Source organism: Colwellia sp. BRX8-7 (assembly GCF_014077275.1).
In the GTDB taxonomy this organism is placed as follows: domain Bacteria; phylum Pseudomonadota; class Gammaproteobacteria; order Enterobacterales; family Alteromonadaceae; genus Colwellia_A.
Map to the genome: position 1 here is coordinate 141,377 of NZ_JACGVP010000012.1, position 25,989 is coordinate 167,365.

Genomic DNA, 25,989 nt, shown 5'->3' on the forward strand with positions numbered 1-25,989 from the left:
ATGGTTCGCTTTTTAGTTTCATTACTACTAGGCGCAGCGGTTACTTTTGCACTATTTTCTTTTATGGCTTTTCTTGTTTCAAGTGGTGACATGACGAAACAAGATCCATTAGATAATATTATTGTAGAAGTTAATACTACGCCGCCTAAGTCAGCAGCAGAACGTCGACAGCGTGTACCGCCGCCGCCGCCACCGCCGCCAAAAACGCCACCTAAGCCTCAAGCTCCAGAGCCTGAAGCTAATAACAACTCAGGTGGACTAACGTTTAATATGCCTAGTGTGCAATTATCTGGTGCTAATTCAGGTATGTCTGCTCCGGGAGCTGGTTTTGGACGTGACGGTGATGCATCGCCAATCGTACGTATTGACCCTAAGTATCCACAGCAAGCCGCTCGTGATGGTAAAGAAGGCTGGGTTAAGCTTTCATTTACCATTACCGAACTTGGTGGTGTTGAAGATGTTGAAGTCATCGATTCAGAACCGAAACGTATATTTGACAGAGAGGCTAAACGCGCTTTGAAAAAATGGCGTTACAAGCCAAAAGTTGTTGACGGTGTTGCTCAACGTCGTCCTGGTTTAACGGTACAACTAGACTTTAGTATGAATAAGGAGTAATCAGAATGAATAAGATTTTTATATCTATATTGATCATAGGTTCAGTAACGATTGCTCATTTGCCTTTATCTCCTGTAGCTTATGCTATAGGGGAAGAACAGAGTGAGAGACAAGAGCGTAAAACACAGCTTGTTGGTCCAACTGTTGGTAAAAAGGTAGCCAAAGCTTTTGAAGCTTACGGCGTTGAAGCTGAAGATGGTTCTAACATCGATAATGCTCTGACTTTGCTTTTAGAAATAAATGCAAAAAAAGATTATGATATTGCTTTTTTAGATCGTTTTATTGGCGTGATGTATGCGCAGAAAAGTGATGAAAAGAATGCAATTATCTACCTTAACAAAGCACTTGCACCTGATATCTTAAATGAGAAAGAGCATGCCGACTCACTGAAACTAGTGGGTGACTTGCAGATGCAAGTACAAGGCTATAAAGAAGCGCTTGTTGCTTATGATGCTTGGATGAAATTTACAGGGGAAACTGATGGTAATGTTTGGATCAAAATAGCTCAGGCTAATTTAGAACTTAAACAATACGCTAAGGTTATTCCTGCTGCAGATAATGCTATCGCGGTTTTTGGTGATAAGAAAAACCAAAACCCACATGTTCTTAAATTAAACTCTTATTATGAACGTAAGATGTTTAAAGAATGTGTTGAAGTTTTAGAAACAGCAGTGCAATTATTCCCTGAAGTTAAATTATTTTGGACTCAATTAGCCTCGTTTTATGCGATGGTTGAAGATTATCCAAAAAGTTTACAGACATTGGATCTAGCTTATAAGCAAGGCTATCTTGATAAAGAAAACGAAATTAAGATGCTTGCTAACTTGTATGCTCAAAGTCAAATTCCACATAAAGCAGCTGTTTTAATGGAAAAGTATATTGATTCGGGCGTTGTACCTCGTGATGACAAAAACCTCTTTACTTTAGCTAACAGCTGGCATGCTGCTCAGCATATAGGTAAAGCTGCTGCTTACTACGGTGAATTAGCCAAAATGACTAATTTATCTAAGCATTACAGCAAGCAAGGTATGTTGTTAAATCAAGATGAGCAATTTGCTAAAGCGATAGTTGCTTTAAAGAAAGCCATCGAGATTGGTGTTAGTAACGAAGGTCGCTTGAACCAAAGTATTGCAGAATCATACTTTTATCTTGAAAATTATAAGCAAGCCAATGTTTATGTACAAAAAGCATTAAAAGACCCTAAGTCACGTAGAACGGCTAAAGGTTGGGTTACTTATATCAAAGATACCGCAGCACGTAAGAACGTTTCTATTTAACTTCTTTTGTCTTTGCGTTAAAAACCAGCCTTATGGCTGGTTTTTTTATCGCTAAAATTCCTTCAATCCAAAAGATACTTTGTCAAATTTAGTTGATTATCCTTGATAAATTTTTAGACTGACCGCCTCATTAAAATAATTGAGCCGTTGTATAGTGTTACAGCACATAATGTTTGAGACTACCAATCACTAAATGAGATTGCCTTCTAATGATCACTTTTGCCATAAAAGAGACCTTTCCTAACACCCTAAATCATCACCAAAAAGGTCTTCTCTGATACGATTGCTGACATTAGCCTAGTTTATTTAACCACATTTGAACCGATACAAATCAGCTCTGCGTTAGACAATAGAATTATTCAAAATTTCATCAGGAATCTATAAAGTCAAAAATTCTAATTTGATTAGAAAATACCAAAGCGGACATTAAATTAATATGATTTTAGGTATTAAATTCTATCTCGCTTTGGGGCACAAAGTGAGGCAGGTTAATGACCTACCCATTTGTAATCATCTATCTATAGGGCTTAGAGTTCCGGACGAATGCTGACCAATAACATGTGTATATATTTGAGTAGTCTTCAGGTAAATAATAGTATGTTTTATGATTGGTATATATCAAGTGACTCTTGTACCGTTCTAATATCGGCTCCATTTAATAATAACTGAGTCGCGAAAGTATGACGTAGGGTATGCATCGATACCTTTTTATTAATGCCAGCGTTCTTGGCCGTTGTTGTACAAATTCTAGCAAGCTGACGACTCGTCATATGATTAATCGGATTAAGCTCAGGAAACAACCAACCTTCACGGTGCAATTGCCCATGTTTATTAGCAAACAACCACCATTGTCGTAAATGCTCGAGTAGCGCAGGAGATAACATAGCGTATCTGTCTCGGCTTCATTTACCTTGTTCAACGCGAAGCCCCGCACCATAAGCAACAGAAAATGCAGCATGGTATTTAGGATGAGCTGCCGCCGCAAGGAACAGCTTTATCTCTTCTAGACTCAAAATAATGGGTAACCTACGTGCAACCGAAACAGTGATTAATTTGGTGAGTAACTGCGGTTTACCTAACGTAACATTATATAAATACCTCAAACCAGAAAGGATGCAATTAATCGTTGTGCCTGTTGCGCCATCTTCAACTAAAAACAATTGGAACTCGCGCAAATTGTCACGGGTAACGTCTTCAGGTGAGCGATTCAAATATTCACATAAACGATTTAGTGCTCGGACATAACCTATCTGTGTTTTAGCCGTAAGCTTACGGATAACCATGTCTTCAGTGAAACGTCGGCTCAGTTCAGGATCAAAATAAGTAGAAAAAATCATGTTAAAACTCCTCGTTAATTGAGACGAAATGCCTCAATACTAAGAGTAGAAAAGAATATGAAAGGTTAAAGGGCTTAAAGGATTAGCTAAAAACTCCAATACCGTGGAGCGGTTTAGTTCGTTGGCTAGTTGAGGAAGTCACTAATGATCAATACCTTAATGTTAACAAATATACGATATAGTTCCCCACAGATATAAATACGCATTGTTTGACTATAAATATTACCAATTAATCGAATAACCTGACTGGCATAAATGCCACCACTGCCTTCAATCGATGGTATTAATGGTGTGTACTCCTGTATTATCTCTAAAACTTTCGCCACATTTTTTCTAATGAATACACTGATAAATCGTGATTTAGAGCAATATGGGGACATTCATAAATTCAAACTAGTTGTGTTATGTTTGTTTGCGTTCAACCTTCCAAAATAAAGATAAATAAATTAGTATACAAATAGTTATGCATGATGAAGCGCATAATATTTCTGCTTTCTCAGTTATTTGGGTAAACGATAGCCAATATAGATACATACTAAATACATGGACTTTAATATGCCTTTAAAAATAAAAAACTACAAAGGTTTAGCACTAGAAACGATAACTATTATTTTTGCTGTTTTAGTCGCCCTTGCCGTTGATTCTTGGAAAGAAGATATGGATAGACGACACGAAGTGAACGTAGCGATGGCAAGCATAAGGAAAGAAATTTTATCTAATTTAAAACAAAGCATCGAGGTCCTCTCTGAAAATACTCGGCTCGTTGACGAGTTAAAACAGCGCATAACTCTTTATGAACAAGGGGGCTCTAAAACGATAAGATTAAGAATTGTTATAGGAGAATTAATAGATGTTGCCTGGTTAACAACGAATAATAATCAAGTGGTTGCTTGGTTTGATCAGGCTGCCTTATTTAACATTGGCGGTGTTTATCATGAGCAAGAATTATACGATGTTCAAATTAAACATTTTCGTAACTTTCGCTTGAGCTACAATCCTGCAATGCCTATAATTTCACAAGCAAAATACCAACTTCGTTATCTGAATTCGATGAATGCAAGAGTGCGAGAGCTAATTGAAAAATATAGAGAATATTTAAGAAATAATACTGAGTAATTGTCTGGTCTTAGTCAATGGGGTCAGAGCGTTTGAAATAGACGGTTTGACCTTATTTGTCGCTAGAGATTTTAGTCAGACTAAAATTCCACAGGCAGTAATGAGCTTGAACTTACCCCACAAACGAGCAGAAATTTCGATTAGTGTTACCCTGAATATGCTCCTGAATATGCAAAGGTTTAATGTCCGCAATTGTTTAGGTTTGTTAGATACCAGGCGCGACAAAACACCATAGGATCAACAAGCTTCACTCCTCAGGCTGGTGTCTAACAAACTCCAGAGAACGAAACCGCGTGAACCAAGTGCTTACTATGGGGAATGCTATATCGTGGTTGGGTGTTTGACTGGGTAATTTTGAATTAGCGCTTGTTGCTGTTTGACTTTAGTTGGCATAAACGACTTCGCTAACGCGAAGCCCCGCACCATAAGCAATAGAAAATGCAGCATGGTATTTAGGATGATCAGCTGTTGCAAGAAACAGCTTTATCTCTTCTAGACTCAAAATAATCGGTAACTTACGTGCGATTGAGACAGTATTAATTTGGTGAGTAACTGCGGTTTAACGCTTCTTGCTAAAGAATGTGAGGTTGAATCCTGGCGTGAAAAAATGTTTAGCGGAGAGCGAATTAATAGAACCGAAGACCGTGCGGTATTGCATACCGCGTTGAGAAATAGATCTAAAAATGCTGTATTTGTGGACGGTAAAAACATATCGAAAGATGTTGAAAAAACACTTGGTCAAATAGAAAAATTTAGCACGTTGATACGTCAAGGTTTGTGGAAAGGATATTCTGGGAAACGCATTACAGACATTGTAAATATCGGGGTTGGTGGTTCTAATTTAGGGCCACAAATGGTGACAGAAGCATTGAAGCGATACAGTGATGATTGTGTCAATGTGCATTATGTTTCGAATGTAGACGGTACTCAAATAGCAGAAGTACTTCGACCATTAAAACCAGAAAACGTACTATTTATTGTTTCTAGTAAAACATTTACTACCACAGAAACTATGCTAAACGCCAAAACCGCTATGAAATGGCTAACCACTGCTTCTTTTGATGAGTCAGCTATCGCTAAACACTTTATTGCAGTTTCATCCAATAAAGTCAACGCAATGAAACTAGGCATATTAGAAGAAAATATTTTTGATATGTGGGATTGGGTTGGAGGACGATTTTCATTATGGTCTGCGATAGGCTTACCTATAGCGATTAATCTAGGCTTCGATCATTTTATTGAACTCCTTAAAGGTGCCTATGAAAAGGACTGTCATTTTTGTGAAACGCCTTTAGAGCAAAATATACCCGTTATATTGGTTTTATTAAGCGTATGGAATTGCACATTTTTAGGTGCTCAATCACAAGCGATCTTACCTTACGATCAATCGCTACATATGTTGTCAGCCTATTTACAACAGGCTGAAATGGAAAGCAACGGAAAATCAGTTAATTGGTTTGGTGAAACGATTAATTATCCAACCGTGCCCTCTATATTGGGTGAGCTCGGTATAAATGGTCAGCATGCTTTTTATCAGTACTTACATCAGAGTAATAATATTGTTCCTGCAGACTTTATAGGTTCTGTCTAGAGTAATACTCCAATTGAGGGGCATCATGAAACTCTGATGGCTAATTTTTTCGCGCAGACTCAAGCGTTAATGCAAGGCGTTGACGAACAACAAGTTAGGGATGACTTAAAAGCAAAAGGGCGTTTACCAGAATACATAGATAAGGTTGCACCGCACAAGGTTCATAAGGGAAATCGGCCAACAAACACGCTATTGATCAATCAAATATCCCCATCAACACTCGGTAATTTAATTGCTATATATGAGCATAAAATTTTTTTCCAAGGTATCATCTTACAAGTATGTTCTTTTGACCAATGGGGGGTTGAACTTGGTAAAGGGCTAGCAAGTAAAATTGAAAGTGAGCTTCAGAATAACTCTATTGCGCTTACACACGATAGCTCTACGTATAATCTTATGATGCATTTTGAAGAAGTAAAAAATCGCACCAAATAGAAAATGGAGCACGAATTATTTTAACAAAACGTAACGAAAGTCTCGGGGCTTGCCCCGTGCTGAGTACCTTTGTTATTGTTTTAATTGCTTCTCAAACGATTGGAACCGATGTTGGTCAACGCTGATCGCATTAGCATTTTGAGGAGTATGACCGGATAATTCATCCAAGTATTGCCTTTTCCAGCGGATAATAGCTGAGGCGCAAGGACTAGATATCTCGTGGATATTTTTTGTTGGTATAATTTTATTGTACCTTTAGTTTGGCATACTCTAGTTTTTGACGAGGAGTGTAGCTAATTTTTGTTTTCTGGTTATTTGAATACCTTTAAATTTTTATTTATTTTAAGCTATTAATCCTTCCAGTTATATTAAACCATTACAGTGTTGCCAAATTATCGAATACAGATAATAAAATAATTTTTTTTAACTGCTTACGCTAAATTTTGAACCCAACTCACCCTATTACATACAGCAGAAGAGCAATCACGATACTTTAAATGTCATATGACCATTCAAAGACAAACAAACTGTTACTTGTAATCCCCCCTTTGGATGATTATTTAGCGTAATTTGTCCATGATGGGCATCGACAACTTCTCGACAAAGACTTAGGCCGATACCACTGCCATCTACTTTCGTAGAATAATAAGGTAAGAATGCTTTTTTCATTACTTCTTGAGACATACCATTGCCGTAGTCTCGAATTACAATATTTAGCATATCATCATGAATATTCAACGTGACTTCAGTGGACTGGTTAGGTGAAAACTCTCTCGCATTTTTAAGTAAGTTTATCAATAACTGTTCAATCTGACTTTCGTCTGCATTTAATAGGACAACTTTTTCTGAGCAAATAAACTCTAGTTGATAAAGGCTTTTTAGTTGATCTATTGTATTGATAATATTGAAAGGTGTTTTCTGAGGAATTGAGAGTCTCGCTAATTGGCTATAGCTTTTTATAAATTCAGACAGTTTATTGATCCGTCCAGAGATAGTATTAAACACTCGGTCTAATTTCGGTTCATTAAGCCTTTCCGCTAAAATCAATCCACTATGGCACATAGAGCTGATTGGCGCGATCGAGTTATTGAGTTCATGATTAATCACTTTAATCACTTTTTTCCACGTTTGTAACTCTTGCTGGTGCAGCTCTTTAGTTAATGGTTTAAGTAAGATTAATTGGTGATTTGAATTATGTAATTTCAAAAGGTGGCGAGCTAAATGCCAGCTTTCTTCTGTTTTGTCCTCATCGCCTAAAGTCGGATCATGGCTAACTCCACTCATTCTATCTTTGATCATTAATTGAATAATGGCATTATTTTTATCATGGTGTTGTAACAATTCTGGCATTTGTGTAGCAAGCAACTCTGCCCATTGTTGACCCATAAGATTGGTTGAATGGAAAAAGTGTTGAGCGGCTCGGTTAGCAAATATAATAGTATTTCTATGATTAACTAGCACTGTTACAACATCTGATGCATTAACCACTTTGTCTAACAAAAGCTCTCGCTGGTAAAGAGATTGTTTTTCTAAACGTAATTTATCGGTAACTTGATTAAATAACGTGATAAGTTGATGTTGTTCAGCATTTTTCTTCTGCTGTATGTTCTCGCTTAAGCTGATAGAAAAATCACCGTCTTGCAAATTTTGTAAACCATTAAAAATGGCTTGAAGTGTTTTCTGTTGCTGTTTACTTTCTTTATGTAATAACATTACAGTAAGAAAAATAGCACCACATGTCGTAAATACAAATAACCACGGAGATTGTGGTAATAATAAAAAGAAGCTTGCGATAAATAATAAATTTATCAGTATTATTTTTATAATCAACATAACGTATCAAGGTCAATATTATATTTTTCAATACGACGATATAGTGCTTGTCGGCTGAAACCTAACTCTTGAGCAGCATGTTTTATTACTCCAACATGTTTGACTAACATATCCTCAATATGTTGTTTTTCGTTTTTTGTTATATTACTGAGCTTCAAACTACTAAAATCTTGTGTTGTAATTTTTTTATCATTTGCAAATACAACTGCACGCTTACAGGCATTCTCTAACTCTCTTACATTACCCTGCCATGTCTGCGACAAAAGATATTTTTTTGCGTCATCACTCAAAGAGTATTCGTGCCCTATAAAGTGATTCGCCAAGGGAATAATATCGGCTTTGCGTGCATTTAACGGCGGTAAGTTAAGTTCAATAACATTGAGTCGATAATATAAGTCTTCTCGAAAACTTCCGTCTTTCACTGCCTGAACTAAGTTAGTATTGGTTGCGCTTAAAACCCGAACATCGACTTTAATGGTTTGATTTGAACCTAAGCGTTCAAATTCTCCGGTTTGTAGAACACGCAGCAGTTTCATTTGTCCCGCCAGTGAAAAATTTCCGATCTCATCAAGAAATAACGTACCGCCATCAGCAGCTTCAAAACGACCTTGCCTTGATTGGTTTGCTCCGGTAAAAGCGCCTTTTTCAGCACCAAATAATTCCGCTTCTATTAAGTCTTGTGGTATTGCCCCCATATTCACTTTAACAAAAGGGCTGGCGAATCTCGGCGACTGCTGATGAAGGTGGTCCGCTAATTTTTCTTTACCCGAGCCATTAGCACCGGTAATTAGTACATTAACATCGGCTAATGCGACTTTATTAGCGTCAGCCATTAAGGCATGAATTTCAGCGCTTTGATAAATCATCCCATGGTCTGTCGGTAACTTACTCTTCGGTTGTTGTAATTTATTACTACTGCGTTGGGTGTGCTCTGCAACTAATGCAAGTAACTTATTGTCATCCCAAGGCTTCTGTAAATAGTCGGTCGCTCCTGCTTTTACCAGTGCTACAGCCGTTTCTAGTTGTGTCCATGCCGTGATCAAAATTATGGGTAAACCCGGTTTTAGTAATTTTAACTCTTTGAAAAGTAATTGGCCTTCATCACCTGATGTAATACCTTGATCAAAATTCATATCCTGAATAACTAAATCGATGCTGTGACGAGTTACCGCCAAAAAAGCCTTTTTTCTATTATCTGCAGTTTGCACTTTATAACCATGCAAACTAAGCAACAAATCAAGCGCTTCTAATATATCAGGGTTATCGTCAACCACTAAAACCTGGATCATATATTTCCTTGTTAAACTTTTACACTGTTCTAGTTGCCACAACGGGCGGAATATCACTGGTGCGTTTTGCGGGTAACCATGTCGCTAGTGTACCTGAAATAAAAATAACACAAGTGACTAAACAAAATAACATTATATCGGGTTTACTTAAGATAATGTGCTGACTTAACAAAATATTGAAACCAAAAGCAACAAATACTCCGAGCAAACACCCCATACCATAAACTAACCAGTTCTCTGTTAGTACGTATAATAAAACATCTTTTTTACGAGCGCCTAATGCTCTTCGAATACCAATATATTTTTGTTGTCTTGAAATATGGAACTGCGAATAAGCATAACTACTAATTGCGGTAACAAATAACATCAAACTACATAGTAGAAGAAATAGATCAGCTAAGCCTTGATCATCTCTATAAAAAGCCAGTAAATGTTCTTGCATGGTAAATATGTTAAATATATCGCGCTCGGCTTGTACACCCAGAATAGTATCTCTAACTTTACTACGCACATTTGCCATTTGACCCGGTTCTACATTGAGCACGTAATAACGGGCAATATAAATGCGTTTCATCACGGCATTGGTGAAATAGCCATATTGTTTGTCTAAGGGTAAAGTCGGGTCAAGGATAACGTCTTTAATGACACCAACAATAAAACCATTATTAGTCTCTTGCCCCAGCGCAGACTCATCTCCATAAAGTCCTCTCTTAAGTGATGCTGTTATGACTATATTGGGTTTTTCTTCACTATCAAAATCGAGCTGATCACTGCGATTAAGAAATCGGCCTTCCAATATAGTAAACCCCATCGTTTTTGCTAAGTTTTCTTCGGCTAAAATATATTTTACGTCTTGTAAATACAGGTCATTTTTGTCTTGCTCTGGATTATCTAAATCAAAAACATTTCTTCGCATACCACCGGTACGAATAGGTAATTGATTAGTCACTGAAACACTATTCACGCCAGGTAATTGGCTAAGTTTCACCATGTCTTCTGTGGCAATTGAACGAAAATAATCTAAGTCTCGATAATTGCCTGATGTTGGGTGAGTTGAAACAATCAGAATGTTTTCATTATCTAACCCCGTTGGTAGGGAAATTTTCGCTTGGGTGTCTAACGCTAGAATACCGCTATTTACCAATAAACCTAGCGTAATGGCCAATTGTAAGATTAACAGTCCGGTTGTGAATTTACGCAACAATAAGGACTTAAGTAGTGCTTTGAAGTTCATGATTTTTCCTTATCTTTTTAATTATTTAAGTTCAGCTGAAATCGCATAACGATTGGCTCGATACAAGGGATAAAGGGCACTCGAGATAGCCGTACCTAAAGCTAATAGCATACCTAGAATCAAAAGCTTTGGTTCTAATATTGCCAGATTGGCCAAGTCAGGTAAGAATTGAATTGACAGTTTTAAAAACAACCAACTCAATAACATTGATGTGATCCCAGCAATAATACCTAACAACGCGCTTTCAGTGAGACCTTGCATCAACATATGCTTATTACTTGCGCCGATTGCTCGTCGTAACCCCACCTCAAATTTAGCCGAATGGAAACGTGCTAATAGCAAGCTACTCGCATTAAAAACACAAACACATAAGAACAGTACTGAAGCGAGCGTGAATGCTAATATTTTTTGATCTACGATATTTTGTTCAAGTAACCATTCATTGACATCACGTAGCTCGTTCATAATATCTCCAGGGTGTTCACCTGCATCTTTTAAGGATTGGCTATAATTATCCAAATAGTTTTGAAAAAGTGGTAAATCAGTTTTATTTTCCAGTTCAACCCATGCTTGTAAATAAAAAACATTAAGATCTCGCGAAAATTGAACGCCTTTGTTACTGTCTGTTGAAGAACTCCTTGCATGGATCGACCAACCTAAATCTATCGCTGTTTCTATTGGCGCATATATATCATCAGTTAAATTAAACGCGCGCCCTTCGGTGGCATGATAAAACAATGGCCTTAAAGACCAGGGTTTTAATACTCCAACTATAGTTAAAAGTTCACCATCAAGTTCAAGGGTTTCACCGACACTATTCTTACCTGCAAATATTTTTTTATTAAGCTCGTCACCTATAACAACTTCCATACCTGAGCTTTTAGTAAATGCACTACCATATGCCAATGGTGCATTGGTTAAAGCAAAAAAACCTGGGCTTGTTGCTCTTACACTTGAATCAAAACGCTGTAGACTGCTTGATTTTGAATCTCTTGCGTAAACACCTGAAGCATAAAATACGGCACTATGCTTTGGAATGTCTGATTCAGAAATCACCTTCACATCGCGGTACCTTAAAATATGTAAGGGTCCTTCTGATGGCTGCTCATTAGGCCAAGTATTCATACTCACATGAAATAGTTGGTCACTCTTTTCAGGGATAGGATCACCAGCCATAGCATTGACTAAGGCTAAGTTAGCAGACAACAGCCCCACACCAACAGATAATGTTAACAACACTAAAAAGTACAGTGATGGCGCACGCTTAAAGCTTTGAATCGCTAATTTCAAATTATATTTTAACATCAACAGCCTCCTGCTCTTTACGATTTTTTGATGACGCATCATTCGATTGGACTGACTCAATTTCTAACGACTGTAAAGGTGCATAAATGCTGAAATCAGAAATTTCTCCATCAACAACTTGTATATTACGACTTACTTCCCTTGCTTGGTCAGGATCATGGGTCACCATAATAATGGTCGTGCCTTCTTGATTTAATTTATGAAGCAATTCCATTACTTGACGAGCCATTAATGAATCTAAGTTACCAGTTGGTTCATCAGCTAATAATATTTTTGGCTCTCCAGCTAAAGCCCTCGCAATAGCAACACGTTGTTGTTGCCCACCTGATAATTGGCTTGGAAAATAGTTTGCGCGAGAGGCTAACCCTACTTTTTCTAATGCTTGCTCTACACGTCGTTTTCGCTCAGCTGAAGAAAAACCTCGGTATCGAAGTGGCATATCAACATTGTCAAAAATACTGTAGTCAGGGATTAAGTTATAACTTTGAAAAATAAATCCTATTTTTTCATTTCTTAACTTGGATAACTCATCATCTTTTAGGCCATGAACACTGATCCCATCAAGCTTATATTCTCCTTGATCAAAGTTATCTAATAATCCAGCTACATTAAGAAAAGTTGATTTACCTGATCCAGAAGGGCCTGTAACGGCAACAAACTCACCAGATTTAACCTCTAGTGAAAAATCACGTAACGCATGGGTTTGAATGGTGTCATTACGGTAGATACGTGAAACATTGTTCATTTTAAGCATAAGTATTTCCTTTTAACCTTTGAGCCAATATTTTATTTATGGCGAATAGTTTTGATTTTAGTTACAGAGCATTAATCGCTAATATTGATTTGCTCTGCATAATTAAATTGTTGGTAGTCTGAAATTATAATTTGATCACCTTCTACAACGCCTGATATCAGCTCAATATAATCAACACTGTTAATTCCTGTAGAAATTGCAATTTTTTCAGCGGTATTATTATCAAGAGTTTTAAAGGCAAATTTACCAGCAAACGAGCCCATAAAACCGCCTCGTTTTAGCATTAATACGTCACTTTTCTTTTCAAATTCTATACGTGCATTAATACGCTGATTTTGTCTTAATTGAATGCTACTTTTTGAAACAAGTTTGGCTCGCACTTTTACTTGATTGCCTTTTATTTCAGGTGATATAGCGATAATTTCACCGATAACATCTGTTCCTGAAATTTGCATAGCAACGGTAAGCCCAAGACCTAAATCATCGGCGTAGAATTCAGGTACACTAAGTTCTGCTTCGTATTCTGATAAATCGACAATGGTCATAATGGCAGTGTTAGCGGCAATTGAATTTTTTTGAGCAACTAACCAATTGCCGACAACACCGGTAAGAGGGGTTTTTATTTCTAATGCTTGATGACGACGTTTTAGCTCGTCTAAAATTAACTGTTGCTCTTGCACTAAAAACTGACGATATTGTTTCTCAAAAGTCATTCTCTCATCAGCTAATATAACGCGTTTTTTTGCATGTTTATAAAATCGCTCTGCATCGGCTAATACGTCTTGACTTTTCAACCAGTCAACTTCGCTAATAATTTGTTTTTTATGTGCTATTTCAGCACGTTGTCCCTCTCGTTTCGCAACATTTAGACTTGATTGCGCAGCATTCATGTTACTTTCCAAATCAAGTTTAGCCTCTTTATCTTCTAAATCACCTCGATTAGCGTTAATGCTCAGTTGATCTAGAGTAGATTCCTGTTGTTTGATTAAAGCGTTAAGCTCAGGGCTTTCGAGTATGGCAACTAATTGGTTTTTGGTTACAGCTTCCCCTGGTTTTACTAACAATGTAATTTTTCCAACTTCAGTGTTGTATAACTGCGGTGCTTTGGCTGCAACTGCTTTACCCGAGACGGCGACATCTCGAATGAGATCTCCACGGATTACAGGTGCAATCGTTAAAGTGTTTATTTCAACGTTAGGGATAGATGAATACCATTGACTAATAGAAGACTGCATAAAGTAAGCTGTTAAAAGAATAGTAGTTAATGCAAAAATAAGTTTTAGTGGTAATGGCTTTTTGACGATACTAATTTTTTCGTCTTGGCTGTCGGTATCTGCAATCATAAATATCACCTGTATATTAAATTAATAATATATATAGCAGAAACGGTGCCAAGTTTAATTTGCCAGCAAGCCATTGAATTGATTTGTTTTTATAAAATATAAAAAGTTATGAGTGTCCGTTCGGACAGTATGGCTGTCCGGTACTGTCCATTTGTCCGAAGACAAAAAACGGACTTCACCTAGTTTACTAGACAGCCAATAAATTACTTTCTAGCTTCAATTAGAGATGTTTATAAGTAAAGACAAACGTTATACCCAAGAATTTAAAATTGAAGCAGTTAAACAAACGAATGAAAGTGGTTATTCAGTTTCTATAGAATCGGACCATTTAGGTATTTGCACTAAAACGTTTTATCACTTGCGAGGTCAATTATCGGGTAAACTTAAATCGGTTAAAGCACAAGATGATCACTTTCTTGTTAAGACAATATTACTACTAATGTCTATTCACATATAAGTATTATTTACTTACTGTGTTTAGCAATGAAAGTTCATGTTTTATCAAATCTCATCAGTTTTTAAATCGCTTTTAATTTGTTTGCTAGTAGCGGTTGGAAATTCAACCGCTCTAATATATTGATTGATGTAATTTTATTTCTTATAGGCATCCTCTGCCTGCTGTAACATTTCATCTAATTGTTTTCTCTCGTACCATTTTCCTTTTAGCATTACGCCTGCAATTTCTCGCGTATTTTTAATATCATCTAATGGATTTTTATCAAGAATAACAAATTGTGCATTCTTTCCTTCGTTAATTGTTCCTGCGCTAGCTGTACGTTTTAAGAAACGAGCGGGCATAACCGTTGCAGCTCTTAGTACATGATATGGAGGAACCCCGACACTTTGTAATTGCTCCATATCTTCGTGAACTGAAAATCCAGTTACTTGAATGCCGAAGCTGTCTGAGCCAATCAGCAGAGGTACGCCAGCTTTGTGTAAGGCAGTCGTTAGCATACGTGTTCCTTTAATCACTTTATCTATGTACTCTAGTCCATGTTCACTTTTGAAAAATGGTTGAAAGTAGTCACTTTCGGGACTTAACCACCATGCTAGAGCATCTTTTGGCAAGTACTTATTGATCGGTCGAACTTTAAGTACCTCAAAACGTTCCGGGTCTGTCCAATCCTGAATCATAGCAACCGTACTTATTGTCGGAGCGACATAGATACCGCTGTCTTTAACTTGAGTGGCAATATCTTTTGCGAGCTTTTCGTCCATATCAACAACAGATAGGTTTGATTCATCAGAGAATGCCATAACAATGTCTTCGGCATGAACAATATTTGCCATGCGTAAAGCAAGTTCGAAAGGTTTGTCACGTTGTGTATGGCCTAAAGTTGGAATCCCAGCTTTTTCTGCTTCATTGAGTAATGTGAGGTAAGCCTCTTTAGCTATGTTTCCATGAATTTTAATAAAATCATATCCGCGGTCTTGGTGAAATCGCACCATTTTTATTGCATCTTCTGGGGTTTTTATATTGTTGTCATCTAACTGAGGGCCAACAGTTGCGAAAAAGGGCGCCAATGTAGACTTTTTATTGGCTCGGTACCTTGTTGCAATAGCATCTTGTCCTCCCCATTCACCCATACTTAATATGCTAGTAACACCATTCGCAATAAGCAGTTTATATTGTAAGTCATCTTTGTCAGTGCTCCATCCATTTTGATGGTAATGTGTATCAGAAAGTCCTGGGATCATATATTGACCAGTACTATCTATGGTACGGTCAGCCTTAGCTGTTAACTTGGCAGACGAGGGCTCTATACGGGTAATTTTATCATCGACAACAATTACCCTATGGTCGTATAAAATGTGTTCTTTATCCATAGGGATGATATTGACATGTTCAAAGACTAGGGTTTCGCTTTGAGCTTGCATGCTAGCAGTTGCAATTAATAATATACTGACTTTTTTAAATAAAAATTTCATATGTTCTCCAATTAATAAAATAGTGATATGCAGGTAACTCTGCTTCAAATCCGATATTAGTGTCTATGCTTTATATATCGATCGCATCTGCGTCCCAGCTGACAATTTTCTCGCCATAAAGGGCTATAGCAATTTCACGTAATTGTTCATATAACTTAGGCGTATTATGTCGTGCTCTCACATGTGAAGCTAAAATGCCTAAACTGTTACCTCGTATAGAGAGTAATGATGGATTTTTTTTATGCAATTCCTGATACGAATCCTTAGCAAGAGAATATTGACCTGAAATCAACAATTCTAGCGGTTTTAAGTCTTGTTCTTTGAGTTTTTTAAGCGTTTTTATTTCATTGCCATCTTGCAATAAAACTAATTTTCCGTTAAATAACTTTTTCAACTTTACACCGCTAATATCCGTTAGCATTACGGTATTTGAAATAGGGTAAAGATCAGTGAAAATCCACTCAGTAATTTCCATCTTTAACTGTTTTCCTCGTTTAAAAATTTTTAATGCTTTGTCTGGGCTAAAGTCATAACGACCGACCCAATTGTGTTGTTGATCACGACTGAGTTTACTGACTTTAATTTCAGGTGCTTTATATTCCAATGCAGCAGCAAGCAAAGGATCTTGTCCTGTAATAAAATCAATATAACTTAGGGAAATAGGAATATCGAGCCCAACAGCGTCTCGCTGATCATAATCAAATGTGGCGTTCCATTCTGAAAACGATAAATTCGCAACGATAGAAGAATTAGGTAACTTGAAGCTAGCTTGTGGGCCTGACTCTCCAGGGAATGAACTGCTATCTCCTACTTTTTCACCAATAAATATCGCTTTAGTTCTCATCTCCATATTACCGGCAAAATTAATGGCTGCTGAAAAAGTGTTACGTCCAGTGAGGACAAAAAGTTTACCGTGCTGGTTTATTTTTTTGTGTTTACTGATCACATTGATTAAGGCCGCATTAAAATGAGAATCTCCGCCCGGATTATGACGTATATCAATAATAAGTTTATCAGCTTGATGATCGTCTATGGCTTTAACAAGCTCTTGACTTAATTGACGAATATCTCCTTTTTCCTTTTCTAGCACTATTCCATAATGCAAATAAAGACTATTGCTGTCAGGTAAATATTTAATCCACTGTCTTTTATCCGTTTTTTGACGATGTAAAGGGATATTAATCCCTTTATTTTCTTGTAATTGAGTCCATTTTATTTCTTTATCTGAATTCTTATAAAATGTTTGATTTACTTGCTCTCCATTAGTCAATTGTAATGTTAATTCAACTTGTTTAGCCGATTTACTAATGCCAGCAGCAAATAACAAACCGGGATGTCTGTACAGGTAAATAGATTCTCTTTTTATGCTGCTACTATTAACGGAAGGGGAAAAGGGTTGAATCAGCTTTTTAGCTTCAACGACATTGGTGTTATCAAAAGCTATAACTTTTGCACCTAATAGATGTTCATTGTTTTCATCAACACTAATAATATGCATATCCTCATCGAAATAATCCAGAAAGAATCGGTATTCATCATACCGAGCGGTTCTACCAACAACATAAGAATGTCCGTCTCCCGTATAAGCCACAAGCTTTTCAATATAACCATTGATAATATTACTGTCTGGATTTTTGGTTTGATTTATATAATCATAAGCTTGATAAAAAAGCTGTAAGTATCCTTTTTCACTGTTGTGATAATACGGATTGATATGGTTATTTCGAATATAATGATCGAGTGCGTTTAAATCTTGTAACCACTGAACTTTGGTTAGATTTAGGTTTATGTGATTATCTTTTTTATCTTCACTATCTTGGCGATATTGTATTTTTAAGCGATCAGAAACAAAGGTTAAGCTCTCATTAAGAACATCTAAAGATATTCCTTCATCGTCAAAGTAATCGAACCATCTTGCGCCAATGGTAGGTTCAATATATTTTGTTATTAAGGTATTTTTAATGTCAGGTAGCATGTTACGCATATTGAAGATTTGAACCATATCGAGTTTGTTGTCATTGAAAATAAGTTTCAATGTTCTATCTTTACCTAAATAGGTAAAATCGACACAGGTTAGTTGAACTTGTGATTCTTTCGCTACAGTAAATGTCTTTGCGATAGTAGATATTTCAATGTTATGACAATTGGCGGATAATGCATTTTTAGATACCATAAGGTTAGTACCCAAAGGTGCTAACTTGACAGGGTATAATGCAGCGTTACAAGTGCCACTGAAAAAGATAATGGTTAATATTGATTTTTGAATACACTTCCATATTGATGCTTTATCAGTATCAATATGGAAGTGTTGATTACCTGTATTTGTCATGATGTTTAGCTCATACTGTTGTAAGTGGCTAAAATGTACAAGTTAGGTAGTAGGGAGTCGTCCAGTATGTTAATTCTGGACGTCCAGAATTAACATATCACACGTTATTAATTGTATCTATTTGATAATGTTATGTATTTATTTTAATGAATTGGCTAGGCGTTACGCCTAAAGACTGCTTGAAAACGGCATTAAAGGTAGATTTAGAATTAAACCCTGCCTCAAAGGCGATATCTAAAATGCTTTTTTTCTGCGATTTATCGAGTAAAGATAATTTAACTTCTTCTATACGCAATGAATTTATGTAGTCAGAAAAACTGAGTTCTCCGCCTTGATTGATAGACCAAGAGACCATTTGCTCTGTTAAACCAAGCTCTTCGGACAACTGTCGTAGCGAATATTTTGCTTGACGATAGCCATGGGTTTTCTGCAAATGCTTATCTAGACTGGAAAATATACTACGTGCCTGTTCCAGTTCAATACTAGACTCATTGCTTAATTTATTATTTTGTTGAATGACAGTCTCTTCAAACTCTCTAAATCCTGAAAAAAGGTGTGAGTGACGAAGAGCCTTTAACGCGAGATATACCGTGATGAACAACGAAAGTATTTCAATAACAAAATACTGATAATAAAACACTTCATAACTTACTTCTAATTGCACGTTCAACCGAACAGCATCAACGATTTTTATAACCCCAATCACAATAAATGTTCGAGTTAACCATTTTAGTGCGTAGCTTGCATCATCAGAGGTTATTTCAGCAAGCACCCTATGGTAGTGCTGTAATAATCGAAAAGTTAAAAAGAAATATATCAAGAATATAACAAAAGCTACTTGCATTAATTGGGGCCACCAAGCGGTAAACCCCAGAGCAATAAACGCAGGTAAAAAATGAAACATGTGTTTTTTTAATTGAATGTCACCATAAATTAGATTTTTGGCAAACAAATAATACAATGGCCCAACGGCTAACTGAATAGCAGGTGTTATTAAAGGAAGTTGACTAAAAATCTTCAACTCTTCTATTAAATTAAATATCTCTTCGAGAGCGTGCCAACTTAGCAATAAAAGCAAAGCTTTGAAGCGACTTTGACCAAAAACTAATAACACGCCAAAAACAGCAATGGCTAAATAGATGATATGTAAAATATCAAGTGGTTTGAGTGAAATTTCTGTCACAAATATGAATCTATAGTAAGAAAATAATAAATCAACGAATATATCTTTTTATCTTAGAAGTAGGTCTGTATTGATTATGCGTGAATTCGATATTATTTGCCACAGCAGTTAATTTTATAATGAGAGATAATATTTTGGTGTAAATTATATAACACCCAATCAGAAATTAAATGAGTTGAAAAAAGTGCCTTAAATACTCTAGAGATTTAGTTGACCATTATACAAAAGGTAATTCTTAGCAATAATAATACTAACATTTAAGTGGATACGGATTTTATGTCCCTGTTGGAAAATGAAAGTGACATATAGCGAAGAAAAATATTTAAAAGCCTTGAAAGATAGGAATTCACCCTTACTTTTTAAAAAAATGCTTGTTAACGACAGATGAACCGACAATGAAGACCCTGGCGTGATGGGCACTTAATAATACAAAACTACGAATCAATAAAACCCAACACTTTTTCAACCTGATCTGTTCTTCGTTTAATGAATATTTGCTTTATTTGCTTTCGCAACCACATTAACCCTTTATCGGCACTTTGTCGCTTATGCCATAACATGGAAATGGAAGAATGAGGAATATCTACTGGCGGGTGGGCAATTGCAAGCTCACCGCAATCTAAATAATTATGAATAAGATCAGTAGGTAGAATTGCAATAAGATCACTCTCTTTAATAATAGGGACAGCGGAGGAAAATTTATTAACCGTAAAAGCGATTCGTCTAGTTAATCCTAATTGCTGTAATGCTTGGTCTGTAGGGCTAGCAATATCGCCAGATAATGAAACTAACAAATGCTCTGCTAAGGAAAACTCTTCAACAGTTAGGCGCTTTTTTGTTAAAGGGTGATCTTTACGCATGACACAGACATAGCTAGTATCAAATAAGTGATCTGTACAGATATTTTCTAATGAACGATTGCTTTGTCCTATAACAAGGTCAACATCAGCACCATCCAACATTGGCTTTGTACACGCTATAGTATAAGGAACAGCATGTAAGTTTAGTCCAGGGGCTTCTTTTTCGAATAATTTCCGTAAATCCAACCAAAGTGTATCGAGGGCAATATCAGGTAAAGCAACTCTAAATGTTCGCATAGCACTTCTGGCTTCGAAATCTTCAGGCTCTATAGCTTGATTGATATTATGAAGGGAGTCTCGTACTTGTTCCCAAAGGTTTTTTGCATAGGCTGTAGGCTTTATTTTTCGACCATCTGGAACAAGTAACTCATCCTTCCATAATATTCGCATTCTGGCCACAGCATTTGAAACAGCGGGTTGAGTCATTGATAATCGCTCAGCAGCCTGTGTTATTGACTTTTCGGTCATTATTACATCAAAAATAACCAATAATTTTAATTCATGGGGCCGCATATTTAATGTCCTTAATTATTGCATTAATTATTGCATTAATTAATCATATAAATTTATGTATAAGATATCATATTAATCTATTCATCATATTTAGAAATGAATGTGATGTCATTATAAAATTATATTTTATGTCTATGATCTCTTAATATGAATTTAATAGTCAAACACAGATAACGAGTACAAAGATGAAGATAGCTCACACATTAATGGTTTACCTACTTGGTTTACTAGCCTCACTGCATAAAAGTAATAATTCTGGTTATTGATAATGCAAAAAATTATTCAGCTTATCGCGTTTTTTTGTTGGTGTGGTTTTGCAGTTGCGCACAATCACGACCAACATAAAGGTTTCGATATCAAGGTAACTGATCTTGGTAGTCGTATTTTCGAACTAAGAACGGACCGCTCAGGCAACGTTGTCGTGTTAATTGGTGAAGACGGTGTTTTCATGGTTGATACACAGATGGAGCACCTGGCTGAACTTATTGATGTTACGCAGAAAAAGCTATCTAATAACCGCGATGTTGACCTTATTCTCAACACACATTTTCACCGAGATCATGTCAGAGGTAATGCGTATTTCAAGGAGCGTGGGGCCATAACTATGGCTCACCCAAATGTTCGTCGCTACCTTGAAAGCCCAGTGGCACTCAAAGCGTTAGGCCGTGAAGCTCCCAAGTTTACATCACAATATTTCCCGACAATTGACGTCACAGAAGATGTATCGATAAAGATGAACGGACAAAGTATAGCGCTTTATCACGCGCCGAATGCACATACAAACAGTGACCTATTTGTTGCATTCAAGGAGGCCAATGTAATCCATGGAGGCGATCTCGTTGCTACCAGCCGTTTCCCTTTCATAGATATTGATAATGGTGGTTCGGTAGTAGGATTCATTGCCGGTCTCAAGGCAATAATTGAAGTCGCTGACGCAGATACGCAAATTATCGCCGGACATGGGACAATAGCAAAAATAGGTGACTTAGAAGCAAGTATCGCCATGTTGAACGAAACACACAACATCATAAAAGCTTTGATTGACCAAGGTTTGTCCTTAGGGGCTATCAAGGCGATAAATCCTTTAAATAGTTATACTCAAAAATGGAACTGGGCCTTTATCACCACCGAGAGAATGGTGATTACACATTACTACGATATAACGGGACTGCTCGAGTAGTTATTTGTGAAGCAGAATGCTTATTAATATTTACATTTTGTTTGTTATTAGATTGAAACAGATAGGAAAAAATTGATGAAATTAATACATAAGGTCAAACGCCACATATGTGTAACGCTTACATTAGTCGCTGCGAATAGCTTTGCGGCACAAGATATTATTCTAGCCGATGATGGTAAGGCAGGAGACTCTTTTGGCTACGGAGTTGCTATCGATGGCAACACAGCATTAGTTGGTGCACTTAAAGCGGATATCAATGGTGTAATAGACGCTGGAGCCGCTTATGTCTTTGTGTTAGGTGATAATGGTTGGCAAAAACAAGCAAAACTTGTTGCAGAGCCGGCCTTCGCCGAAGATACACTTGGTGGCAACGTGGCATTGAACAATAATGTTGCCATGTTAGGTGTATCGAGAAGAGATGATAAAGGGAAAGATTCGGGCGCTGTTGTCTCTTTTGAACGTGAGGTGAATACTTGGAAGCAACGTCATATTTTCACTGCACCTGATGCAAAACCAGGAGATGCTTTTGGTCAGAGTATTGCACTCACCAAAAATCACCTTATCATTGGCGCTCCCCGAAACGATGCGTTGGGTAACGACGCAGGAGCCGCATATATATACAAACGAGAAAACGAATCGTGGCGCTATCAAACTAAAATAACAGCGAGTGATGGCGCAGCGGGAGATTTATTTGGCATAAGCGTTGCTCTTGACGGCAATACCATTCTTGTTGGGGCTGATTTACATGACGAAAAAGCGGAAAACGCTGGAGCCGTATACGTGTATGTTCTTAAGGAAAATAAGTGGGAGCAAGAAGCTAAACTCATGGCGTCTGATGGCGGGAAAACTGATATTTTTGGCGTAAGGGTCGCACTGTCAGGCAATACCGCACTAGTTTCCGCAAGACGAGACGATACTGAAGAGCTAGGGATAGATGCAGGCTCTGCATATATTTTTGTGCGAGATGAAAGTACTTGGACACAACAAGTTAAGTTGACTTCACCTGATGGCCAAGCTGACGATAGGTTTGGGCGTGGCGTTGCATTGAGCGGCGATACTGCAATCATAAGTGCTATGAACCATGATGCTAACGGTTCCAATGCTGGAGCACTTTACGTATATAAGAAAGGCTCTGGCGGTTGGCGTTATACATCCAAGATTGTAGCCAAGAGTAGTAGATCAGATGATAAATTTGGATGGAACGTTGGGTTATCTAATGGGGTTGCCATTGTTGCCACACCCAATCATGATGCGCAAGGCAAAGAATCGGGGGCTGTATTCATTCAAGACTTAAATTGTATTACAAAATGAAATAAAATGAATTGATGCAGGCGCTCGATTTGATTAGAACAAATGTCCGTTATCGGTCCATCAATGATTCCCTTATGGCTTCTGAACGACTAATCAGTCGCTGTATTAGAAGTGAAAAAAACGCCAATAGTAAACTGAATTTTTTTCAGGTTACACTAATTACTTCGCTACTAACCTGATGTTGATAATCTCTATTTATGAAATTATCAAGCAGGAGGGTTGTACGTATTAGGATTAAAGTGGCTATAGCCTGGTATGTAAATACCAGGCGCACTGAACCAAAGAACAAAAAACGAGTGTTTTTTTCGTTAATTTGGTTACTTATTCATAAATTTTAATCGTTCCTCTTGCTCTACAACTAAAGCCATTATCCCTATCTTCTTCTTTTTTTAGCCAGCCCTAATGACGCCCGTACATAACATATTATTCTTACAGCACGGACAAACCCGTGTTGCTTTGGGCTTTATTGGCGTAATGCTCGGCGGTAACACATGAGTAAATTCGGTAAGTAACAGCTGTATCAATAGCCGTAGCTTTCGTGCGCCAGAGGATAACAACCCATAATCTCTCACGCGCTTTAATCCCTTAGGTAATACATGGCGTAAGATAAGTAATAGGAACTTCAATGTGGGCAATGTGTGAGTGTCTGTTTTTTTAGTGGTGCTATCTATATAGCGAAACGTCACATTGTCTTTATCATGATGAATAATATCTTTATCCGCTAACACACCGCGATAAAGGTATCTTAAAAGATACTTTAAAGCAGGCAGACCATAGCCAACCTTTCTGCAATCTACGACCCATTTCTTGGGCATGATTTTAATATTTTTCAGCGATAAATCATGATGTTGGTTAATTGCCTCAAATATTCGAGCTCGCCATACCTTAGCGAGAGCCTTAGCATTAAACAAATAACCCAACTTGCCATTCTTCCACTGTTTACGTTTTGCATCATAGCCGCCATTGGGCACTATAATATGTATATGAGGATGCAGGTCACATTTTCGACTATTTGTATGAAGGACGGAAGTAAAGCCAATTGTTCCTAAGTTATTGTGCTGTGCAAAGCCTTTTAAAATCGAGGCACTGACACTAAACATGATTTGATAGAGGGCCTTAGGTCGCCTGCGAGCTAAGGCCCTCAATTCATAGGGCAACGTAAACGTAGTCATGAAATACTCAACAGGTAAACGTTGTAATGGTTTTGTCTTTCAAGCCACGTTGACGTTGTACTTTGCTGACATCGTGGGCAATTTCTATTGCCACAAGAAAGCGCTTGGCTATCATGATGCTCACAAGATGAACAAGCCCATAAGGATTTTCCTTGCTGGGCAGTTTTACATGAAAGCATGGCAAAATCGCGTGACGCATATCAGGTGTTAATTTAACGCTATACTGATTTTCAAGGGCTTGGTGATGTTGTCGTAGTAAATCGATAAAGGTACTCATTTTACAGACCATGTAATGGTAAGTTTACCTGATAAGTCGTTTACAGCGCGTGACATATCACGTTGTTAAACTTTGGTAAGTTGAGTGTAGCGTGCAGTGGTGTTGAGACTGGCGTGTCCAAGTAATTGCTGTAAAGAGCGCAAATCAAGCCCTTGCTCAAGCAGATGCGTCGCAAAATAATGACGAAGTGAATGTGGGCTAATGTGTTTTTTAATCTGGCAGTGTTGAAGCACACGTTTTAGCGCTTTTTGAATGCTACCTTTATCCATAGACGTATTCGTTTTTGACTGTGCTCCAGGGAAAATCAAACGCTCGTGGCGGTGTGTTTTCCAATAATTCCTCAGGGCTAAGAGGGTGATTTCAGGCATAGGTACCATACGGTCTTTCCCTCCTTTGCCATCACGAACATGTACTAACATTGTCGATTTATCGATATCATGTATGGTTAAATTAAGGCCTTCACTTAACCGTAGCCCCATAGAGTACAGGGTGATAAAAAAGACTTGATAGCGTAACTTCCTGGTTTGGTTAATCAATTCACTGACTTGCGAGGAGGTTAAAATATCGGGTATACGCCTTACTTGTGGAGGCTTGACGATAGCAAGCCACTCCCATTGTTTATTAATGGTATAGCGGTAAAAAAATTGCAAACCGTTACGGTCAAGCTTAACAGTACTCCAAGAATGGGTTTGAATGAGATTGTTGAAATACTGCTTTAAATCAGGCGTTGTTAACGTATCAGGAGACTTATCAAAAAAGGCGGTAATACGACGTACTGCACGGGCATAAGCATCAATGGTTGAAGGACGTTTACCTTGTAGCCTTAAGTTGATGAGATGTTGTTCATAAATAAAATTATAGTGTTGCTCTTTTAATTGATTCATAGGGTTATACTCCAATAACGCATCATCGAAGTGACAATGCTATTATTGAGTATGGAAGGTAGTTACAAAGCTACTCTGCCGCAGAACGGCTTCGTTCAACAACACGCCCTGAGGTGGACAACTAGTAAAATTTAGCTATTTATTGCAAATTTTAACAGTGGCGATCCTCTTCGGTTTAATGCTTCTAAATATTTTGATTCGTTGTAGGGCATCTTCGTTTTC

Annotated in this window: 20 protein-coding genes and 2 pseudogenes; 7 read left to right on the forward strand and 15 right to left on the reverse strand. The window is 37.3% G+C overall.

Features of this window, described 5'->3' with window-relative positions:
• A complete protein-coding gene (locus tag H4J57_RS13250; RefSeq protein WP_070374081.1) occupies positions 1-615 on the forward strand; it encodes an energy transducer TonB in 615 nt (204 codons plus the stop codon).
• Positions 616-620: 5 nt separating this feature from the next.
• Entirely contained in the window at positions 621-1,892 is a 1,272-nt protein-coding gene (locus tag H4J57_RS13255) for a lipopolysaccharide assembly protein LapB (RefSeq protein WP_182230112.1), read from the forward strand.
• Positions 1,893-2,494: 602 nt separating this feature from the next.
• Here the strand turns inward: H4J57_RS13255 and H4J57_RS13260 are convergent.
• From H4J57_RS13260 to H4J57_RS13270, 3 genes are all read right to left on the reverse strand, one after another.
• The gene (locus H4J57_RS13260; RefSeq protein ID WP_182243261.1) at positions 2,495-2,776 is read right to left on the reverse strand and encodes a tyrosine-type recombinase/integrase; all 282 of its coding nucleotides are present in this window, start codon (positions 2,774-2,776) and stop codon (positions 2,495-2,497) included.
• Positions 2,777-2,794: 18 nt separating this feature from the next.
• Positions 2,795-3,229, reverse strand: coding sequence for a phage integrase N-terminal SAM-like domain-containing protein (locus tag H4J57_RS13265; protein ID WP_182243262.1), 435 nt, complete (start codon positions 3,227-3,229; stop codon positions 2,795-2,797).
• Between the two features lie 125 nt (positions 3,230-3,354).
• A complete protein-coding gene (locus tag H4J57_RS13270; RefSeq protein ID WP_182243264.1) occupies positions 3,355-3,555 on the reverse strand; it encodes a hypothetical protein in 201 nt (66 codons plus the stop codon).
• A gap of 229 nt (positions 3,556-3,784) precedes the next feature.
• Between H4J57_RS13270 and H4J57_RS13275 the strand changes: the two genes are divergently transcribed.
• The gene (locus tag H4J57_RS13275; protein WP_182243266.1) at positions 3,785-4,345 is read left to right on the forward strand and encodes a hypothetical protein; all 561 of its coding nucleotides are present in this window, start codon (positions 3,785-3,787) and stop codon (positions 4,343-4,345) included.
• 559 nt (positions 4,346-4,904) lie between these two features.
• Positions 4,905-6,371 (forward strand): annotated as a pseudogene (gene pgi, locus H4J57_RS13280) (glucose-6-phosphate isomerase); the annotation flags it as partial.
• Between the two features lie 483 nt (positions 6,372-6,854).
• On the opposite strand, the gene H4J57_RS13285 reads toward pgi, so the two are convergent.
• The 6 genes from H4J57_RS13285 to H4J57_RS13310 form a co-directional block, all read right to left on the reverse strand.
• Positions 6,855-8,204 carry a PAS domain-containing sensor histidine kinase gene (locus H4J57_RS13285; protein ID WP_182243268.1) on the reverse strand — a complete coding sequence of 450 codons (1,350 nt, stop codon included), beginning with the start codon at positions 8,202-8,204 and terminating at the stop codon, positions 6,855-6,857.
• On the reverse strand, positions 8,198-9,493 hold the full coding sequence (locus tag H4J57_RS13290) for a sigma-54 dependent transcriptional regulator (protein WP_182243269.1): 1,296 nt from the start codon (positions 9,491-9,493) through the stop codon (positions 8,198-8,200). The genes H4J57_RS13285 and H4J57_RS13290 overlap by 7 nt, the downstream gene beginning before the upstream one ends.
• Positions 9,494-9,512: 19 nt before the next feature.
• The gene (locus tag H4J57_RS13295) at positions 9,513-10,727 is read right to left on the reverse strand and encodes an FtsX-like permease family protein (RefSeq protein ID WP_182243271.1); all 1,215 of its coding nucleotides are present in this window, start codon (positions 10,725-10,727) and stop codon (positions 9,513-9,515) included.
• Positions 10,728-10,748: 21 nt separating this feature from the next.
• Positions 10,749-12,032 carry an ABC transporter permease gene (locus tag H4J57_RS13300; RefSeq protein WP_182243273.1) on the reverse strand — a complete coding sequence of 428 codons (1,284 nt, stop codon included), beginning with the start codon at positions 12,030-12,032 and terminating at the stop codon, positions 10,749-10,751.
• Complete coding sequence (locus H4J57_RS13305) at positions 12,019-12,786, reverse strand: ABC transporter ATP-binding protein (protein ID WP_182243275.1); 768 nt, start codon at positions 12,784-12,786, stop codon at positions 12,019-12,021. Before H4J57_RS13305 ends, H4J57_RS13300 begins: the two co-directional genes overlap by 14 nt.
• A gap of 71 nt (positions 12,787-12,857) precedes the next feature.
• Complete coding sequence (locus H4J57_RS13310) at positions 12,858-14,129, reverse strand: efflux RND transporter periplasmic adaptor subunit (protein ID WP_182243277.1); 1,272 nt, start codon at positions 14,127-14,129, stop codon at positions 12,858-12,860.
• Positions 14,130-14,355: 226 nt separating this feature from the next.
• Here H4J57_RS13310 and H4J57_RS13315 point away from each other — a divergent pair, with 226 nt between their 5' ends.
• Positions 14,356-14,586 (forward strand): transposase, encoded by a 231-nt coding sequence (locus H4J57_RS13315; RefSeq protein ID WP_182243279.1) that lies wholly within the window; start codon positions 14,356-14,358, stop codon positions 14,584-14,586.
• A 134-nt stretch (positions 14,587-14,720) separates the two neighbouring features.
• Here the strand turns inward: H4J57_RS13315 and H4J57_RS13320 are convergent, their stop codons facing one another.
• The 4 genes from H4J57_RS13320 to H4J57_RS13335 all read right to left on the reverse strand — a co-directional run bounded on the left by H4J57_RS13320 (position 14,721) and on the right by H4J57_RS13335 (position 20,943).
• On the reverse strand, positions 14,721-16,058 hold the full coding sequence (locus tag H4J57_RS13320) for an amidohydrolase family protein (RefSeq protein ID WP_182243281.1): 1,338 nt from the start codon (positions 16,056-16,058) through the stop codon (positions 14,721-14,723).
• 70 nt (positions 16,059-16,128) lie between these two features.
• Positions 16,129-18,387: a S41 family peptidase gene (locus H4J57_RS13325; protein WP_182243283.1), complete on the reverse strand. Its 2,259-nt coding sequence runs from the start codon at positions 18,385-18,387 to the stop codon at positions 16,129-16,131.
• 130 nt (positions 18,388-18,517) lie between these two features.
• The gene (locus tag H4J57_RS13330) at positions 18,518-19,570 is read right to left on the reverse strand and encodes an AraC family transcriptional regulator (protein ID WP_182243285.1); all 1,053 of its coding nucleotides are present in this window, start codon (positions 19,568-19,570) and stop codon (positions 18,518-18,520) included.
• A 434-nt stretch (positions 19,571-20,004) separates the two neighbouring features.
• Complete coding sequence (locus H4J57_RS13335) at positions 20,005-20,943, reverse strand: LysR family transcriptional regulator (protein WP_182243287.1); 939 nt, start codon at positions 20,941-20,943, stop codon at positions 20,005-20,007.
• 268 nt (positions 20,944-21,211) lie between these two features.
• Between H4J57_RS13335 and H4J57_RS13340 the strand changes: the two genes are divergently transcribed.
• Positions 21,212-22,123 (forward strand): MBL fold metallo-hydrolase, encoded by a 912-nt coding sequence (locus H4J57_RS13340; protein ID WP_182243289.1) that lies wholly within the window; start codon positions 21,212-21,214, stop codon positions 22,121-22,123.
• 75 nt (positions 22,124-22,198) lie between these two features.
• Positions 22,199-23,434: a hypothetical protein gene (locus tag H4J57_RS13345; RefSeq protein WP_182243291.1), complete on the forward strand. Its 1,236-nt coding sequence runs from the start codon at positions 22,199-22,201 to the stop codon at positions 23,432-23,434.
• Between the two features lie 389 nt (positions 23,435-23,823).
• On the opposite strand, the pseudogene H4J57_RS13350 reads toward H4J57_RS13345, so the two are convergent.
• Both H4J57_RS13350 and H4J57_RS13355 read right to left on the reverse strand, forming a co-directional pair.
• A pseudogene (locus tag H4J57_RS13350) lies at positions 23,824-24,883 on the reverse strand (IS91 family transposase).
• Between the two features lie 65 nt (positions 24,884-24,948).
• Entirely contained in the window at positions 24,949-25,767 is an 819-nt protein-coding gene (locus tag H4J57_RS13355; protein WP_182243293.1) for a site-specific integrase, read from the reverse strand.
• Between the last annotated feature and the right edge of the window lie 222 nt (positions 25,768-25,989).

Excerpts from the sequence above, each read along its gene's own strand:
- H4J57_RS13260 (WP_182243261.1), bottom strand. The coding sequence starts at position 2,776 with ATGTTATCTCCTGCGCTACTCGAGCATTTACGACAATGGTGGTTGTTT.
- H4J57_RS13300 (WP_182243273.1), bottom strand. The coding sequence starts at position 12,032 with ATGTTAAAATATAATTTGAAATTAGCGATTCAAAGCTTTAAGCGTGCG.
- H4J57_RS13315 (WP_182243279.1), top strand. The coding sequence starts at position 14,356 with ATGTTTATAAGTAAAGACAAACGTTATACCCAAGAATTTAAAATTGAA.
- H4J57_RS13255 (WP_182230112.1), top strand. The coding sequence starts at position 621 with ATGAATAAGATTTTTATATCTATATTGATCATAGGTTCAGTAACGATT.
- H4J57_RS13285 (WP_182243268.1), bottom strand. The coding sequence starts at position 8,204 with ATGTTGATTATAAAAATAATACTGATAAATTTATTATTTATCGCAAGC.
- H4J57_RS13345 (WP_182243291.1), top strand. The coding sequence starts at position 22,199 with ATGAAATTAATACATAAGGTCAAACGCCACATATGTGTAACGCTTACA.
- H4J57_RS13250 (WP_070374081.1), top strand. The coding sequence starts at position 1 with ATGGTTCGCTTTTTAGTTTCATTACTACTAGGCGCAGCGGTTACTTTT.
- H4J57_RS13310 (WP_182243277.1), bottom strand. The coding sequence starts at position 14,129 with ATGATTGCAGATACCGACAGCCAAGACGAAAAAATTAGTATCGTCAAA.
- H4J57_RS13320 (WP_182243281.1), bottom strand. The coding sequence starts at position 16,058 with ATGAAATTTTTATTTAAAAAAGTCAGTATATTATTAATTGCAACTGCT.
- H4J57_RS13355 (WP_182243293.1), bottom strand. The coding sequence starts at position 25,767 with ATGAATCAATTAAAAGAGCAACACTATAATTTTATTTATGAACAACAT.
- H4J57_RS13340 (WP_182243289.1), top strand. The coding sequence starts at position 21,212 with ATGCAAAAAATTATTCAGCTTATCGCGTTTTTTTGTTGGTGTGGTTTT.
- H4J57_RS13335 (WP_182243287.1), bottom strand. The coding sequence starts at position 20,943 with ATGCGGCCCCATGAATTAAAATTATTGGTTATTTTTGATGTAATAATG.
- H4J57_RS13305 (WP_182243275.1), bottom strand. The coding sequence starts at position 12,786 with ATGCTTAAAATGAACAATGTTTCACGTATCTACCGTAATGACACCATT.
- H4J57_RS13265 (WP_182243262.1), bottom strand. The coding sequence starts at position 3,229 with ATGATTTTTTCTACTTATTTTGATCCTGAACTGAGCCGACGTTTCACT.
- H4J57_RS13325 (WP_182243283.1), bottom strand. The coding sequence starts at position 18,387 with ATGACAAATACAGGTAATCAACACTTCCATATTGATACTGATAAAGCA.
- H4J57_RS13290 (WP_182243269.1), bottom strand. The coding sequence starts at position 9,493 with ATGATCCAGGTTTTAGTGGTTGACGATAACCCTGATATATTAGAAGCG.
- H4J57_RS13295 (WP_182243271.1), bottom strand. The coding sequence starts at position 10,727 with ATGAACTTCAAAGCACTACTTAAGTCCTTATTGTTGCGTAAATTCACA.
- H4J57_RS13275 (WP_182243266.1), top strand. The coding sequence starts at position 3,785 with ATGCCTTTAAAAATAAAAAACTACAAAGGTTTAGCACTAGAAACGATA.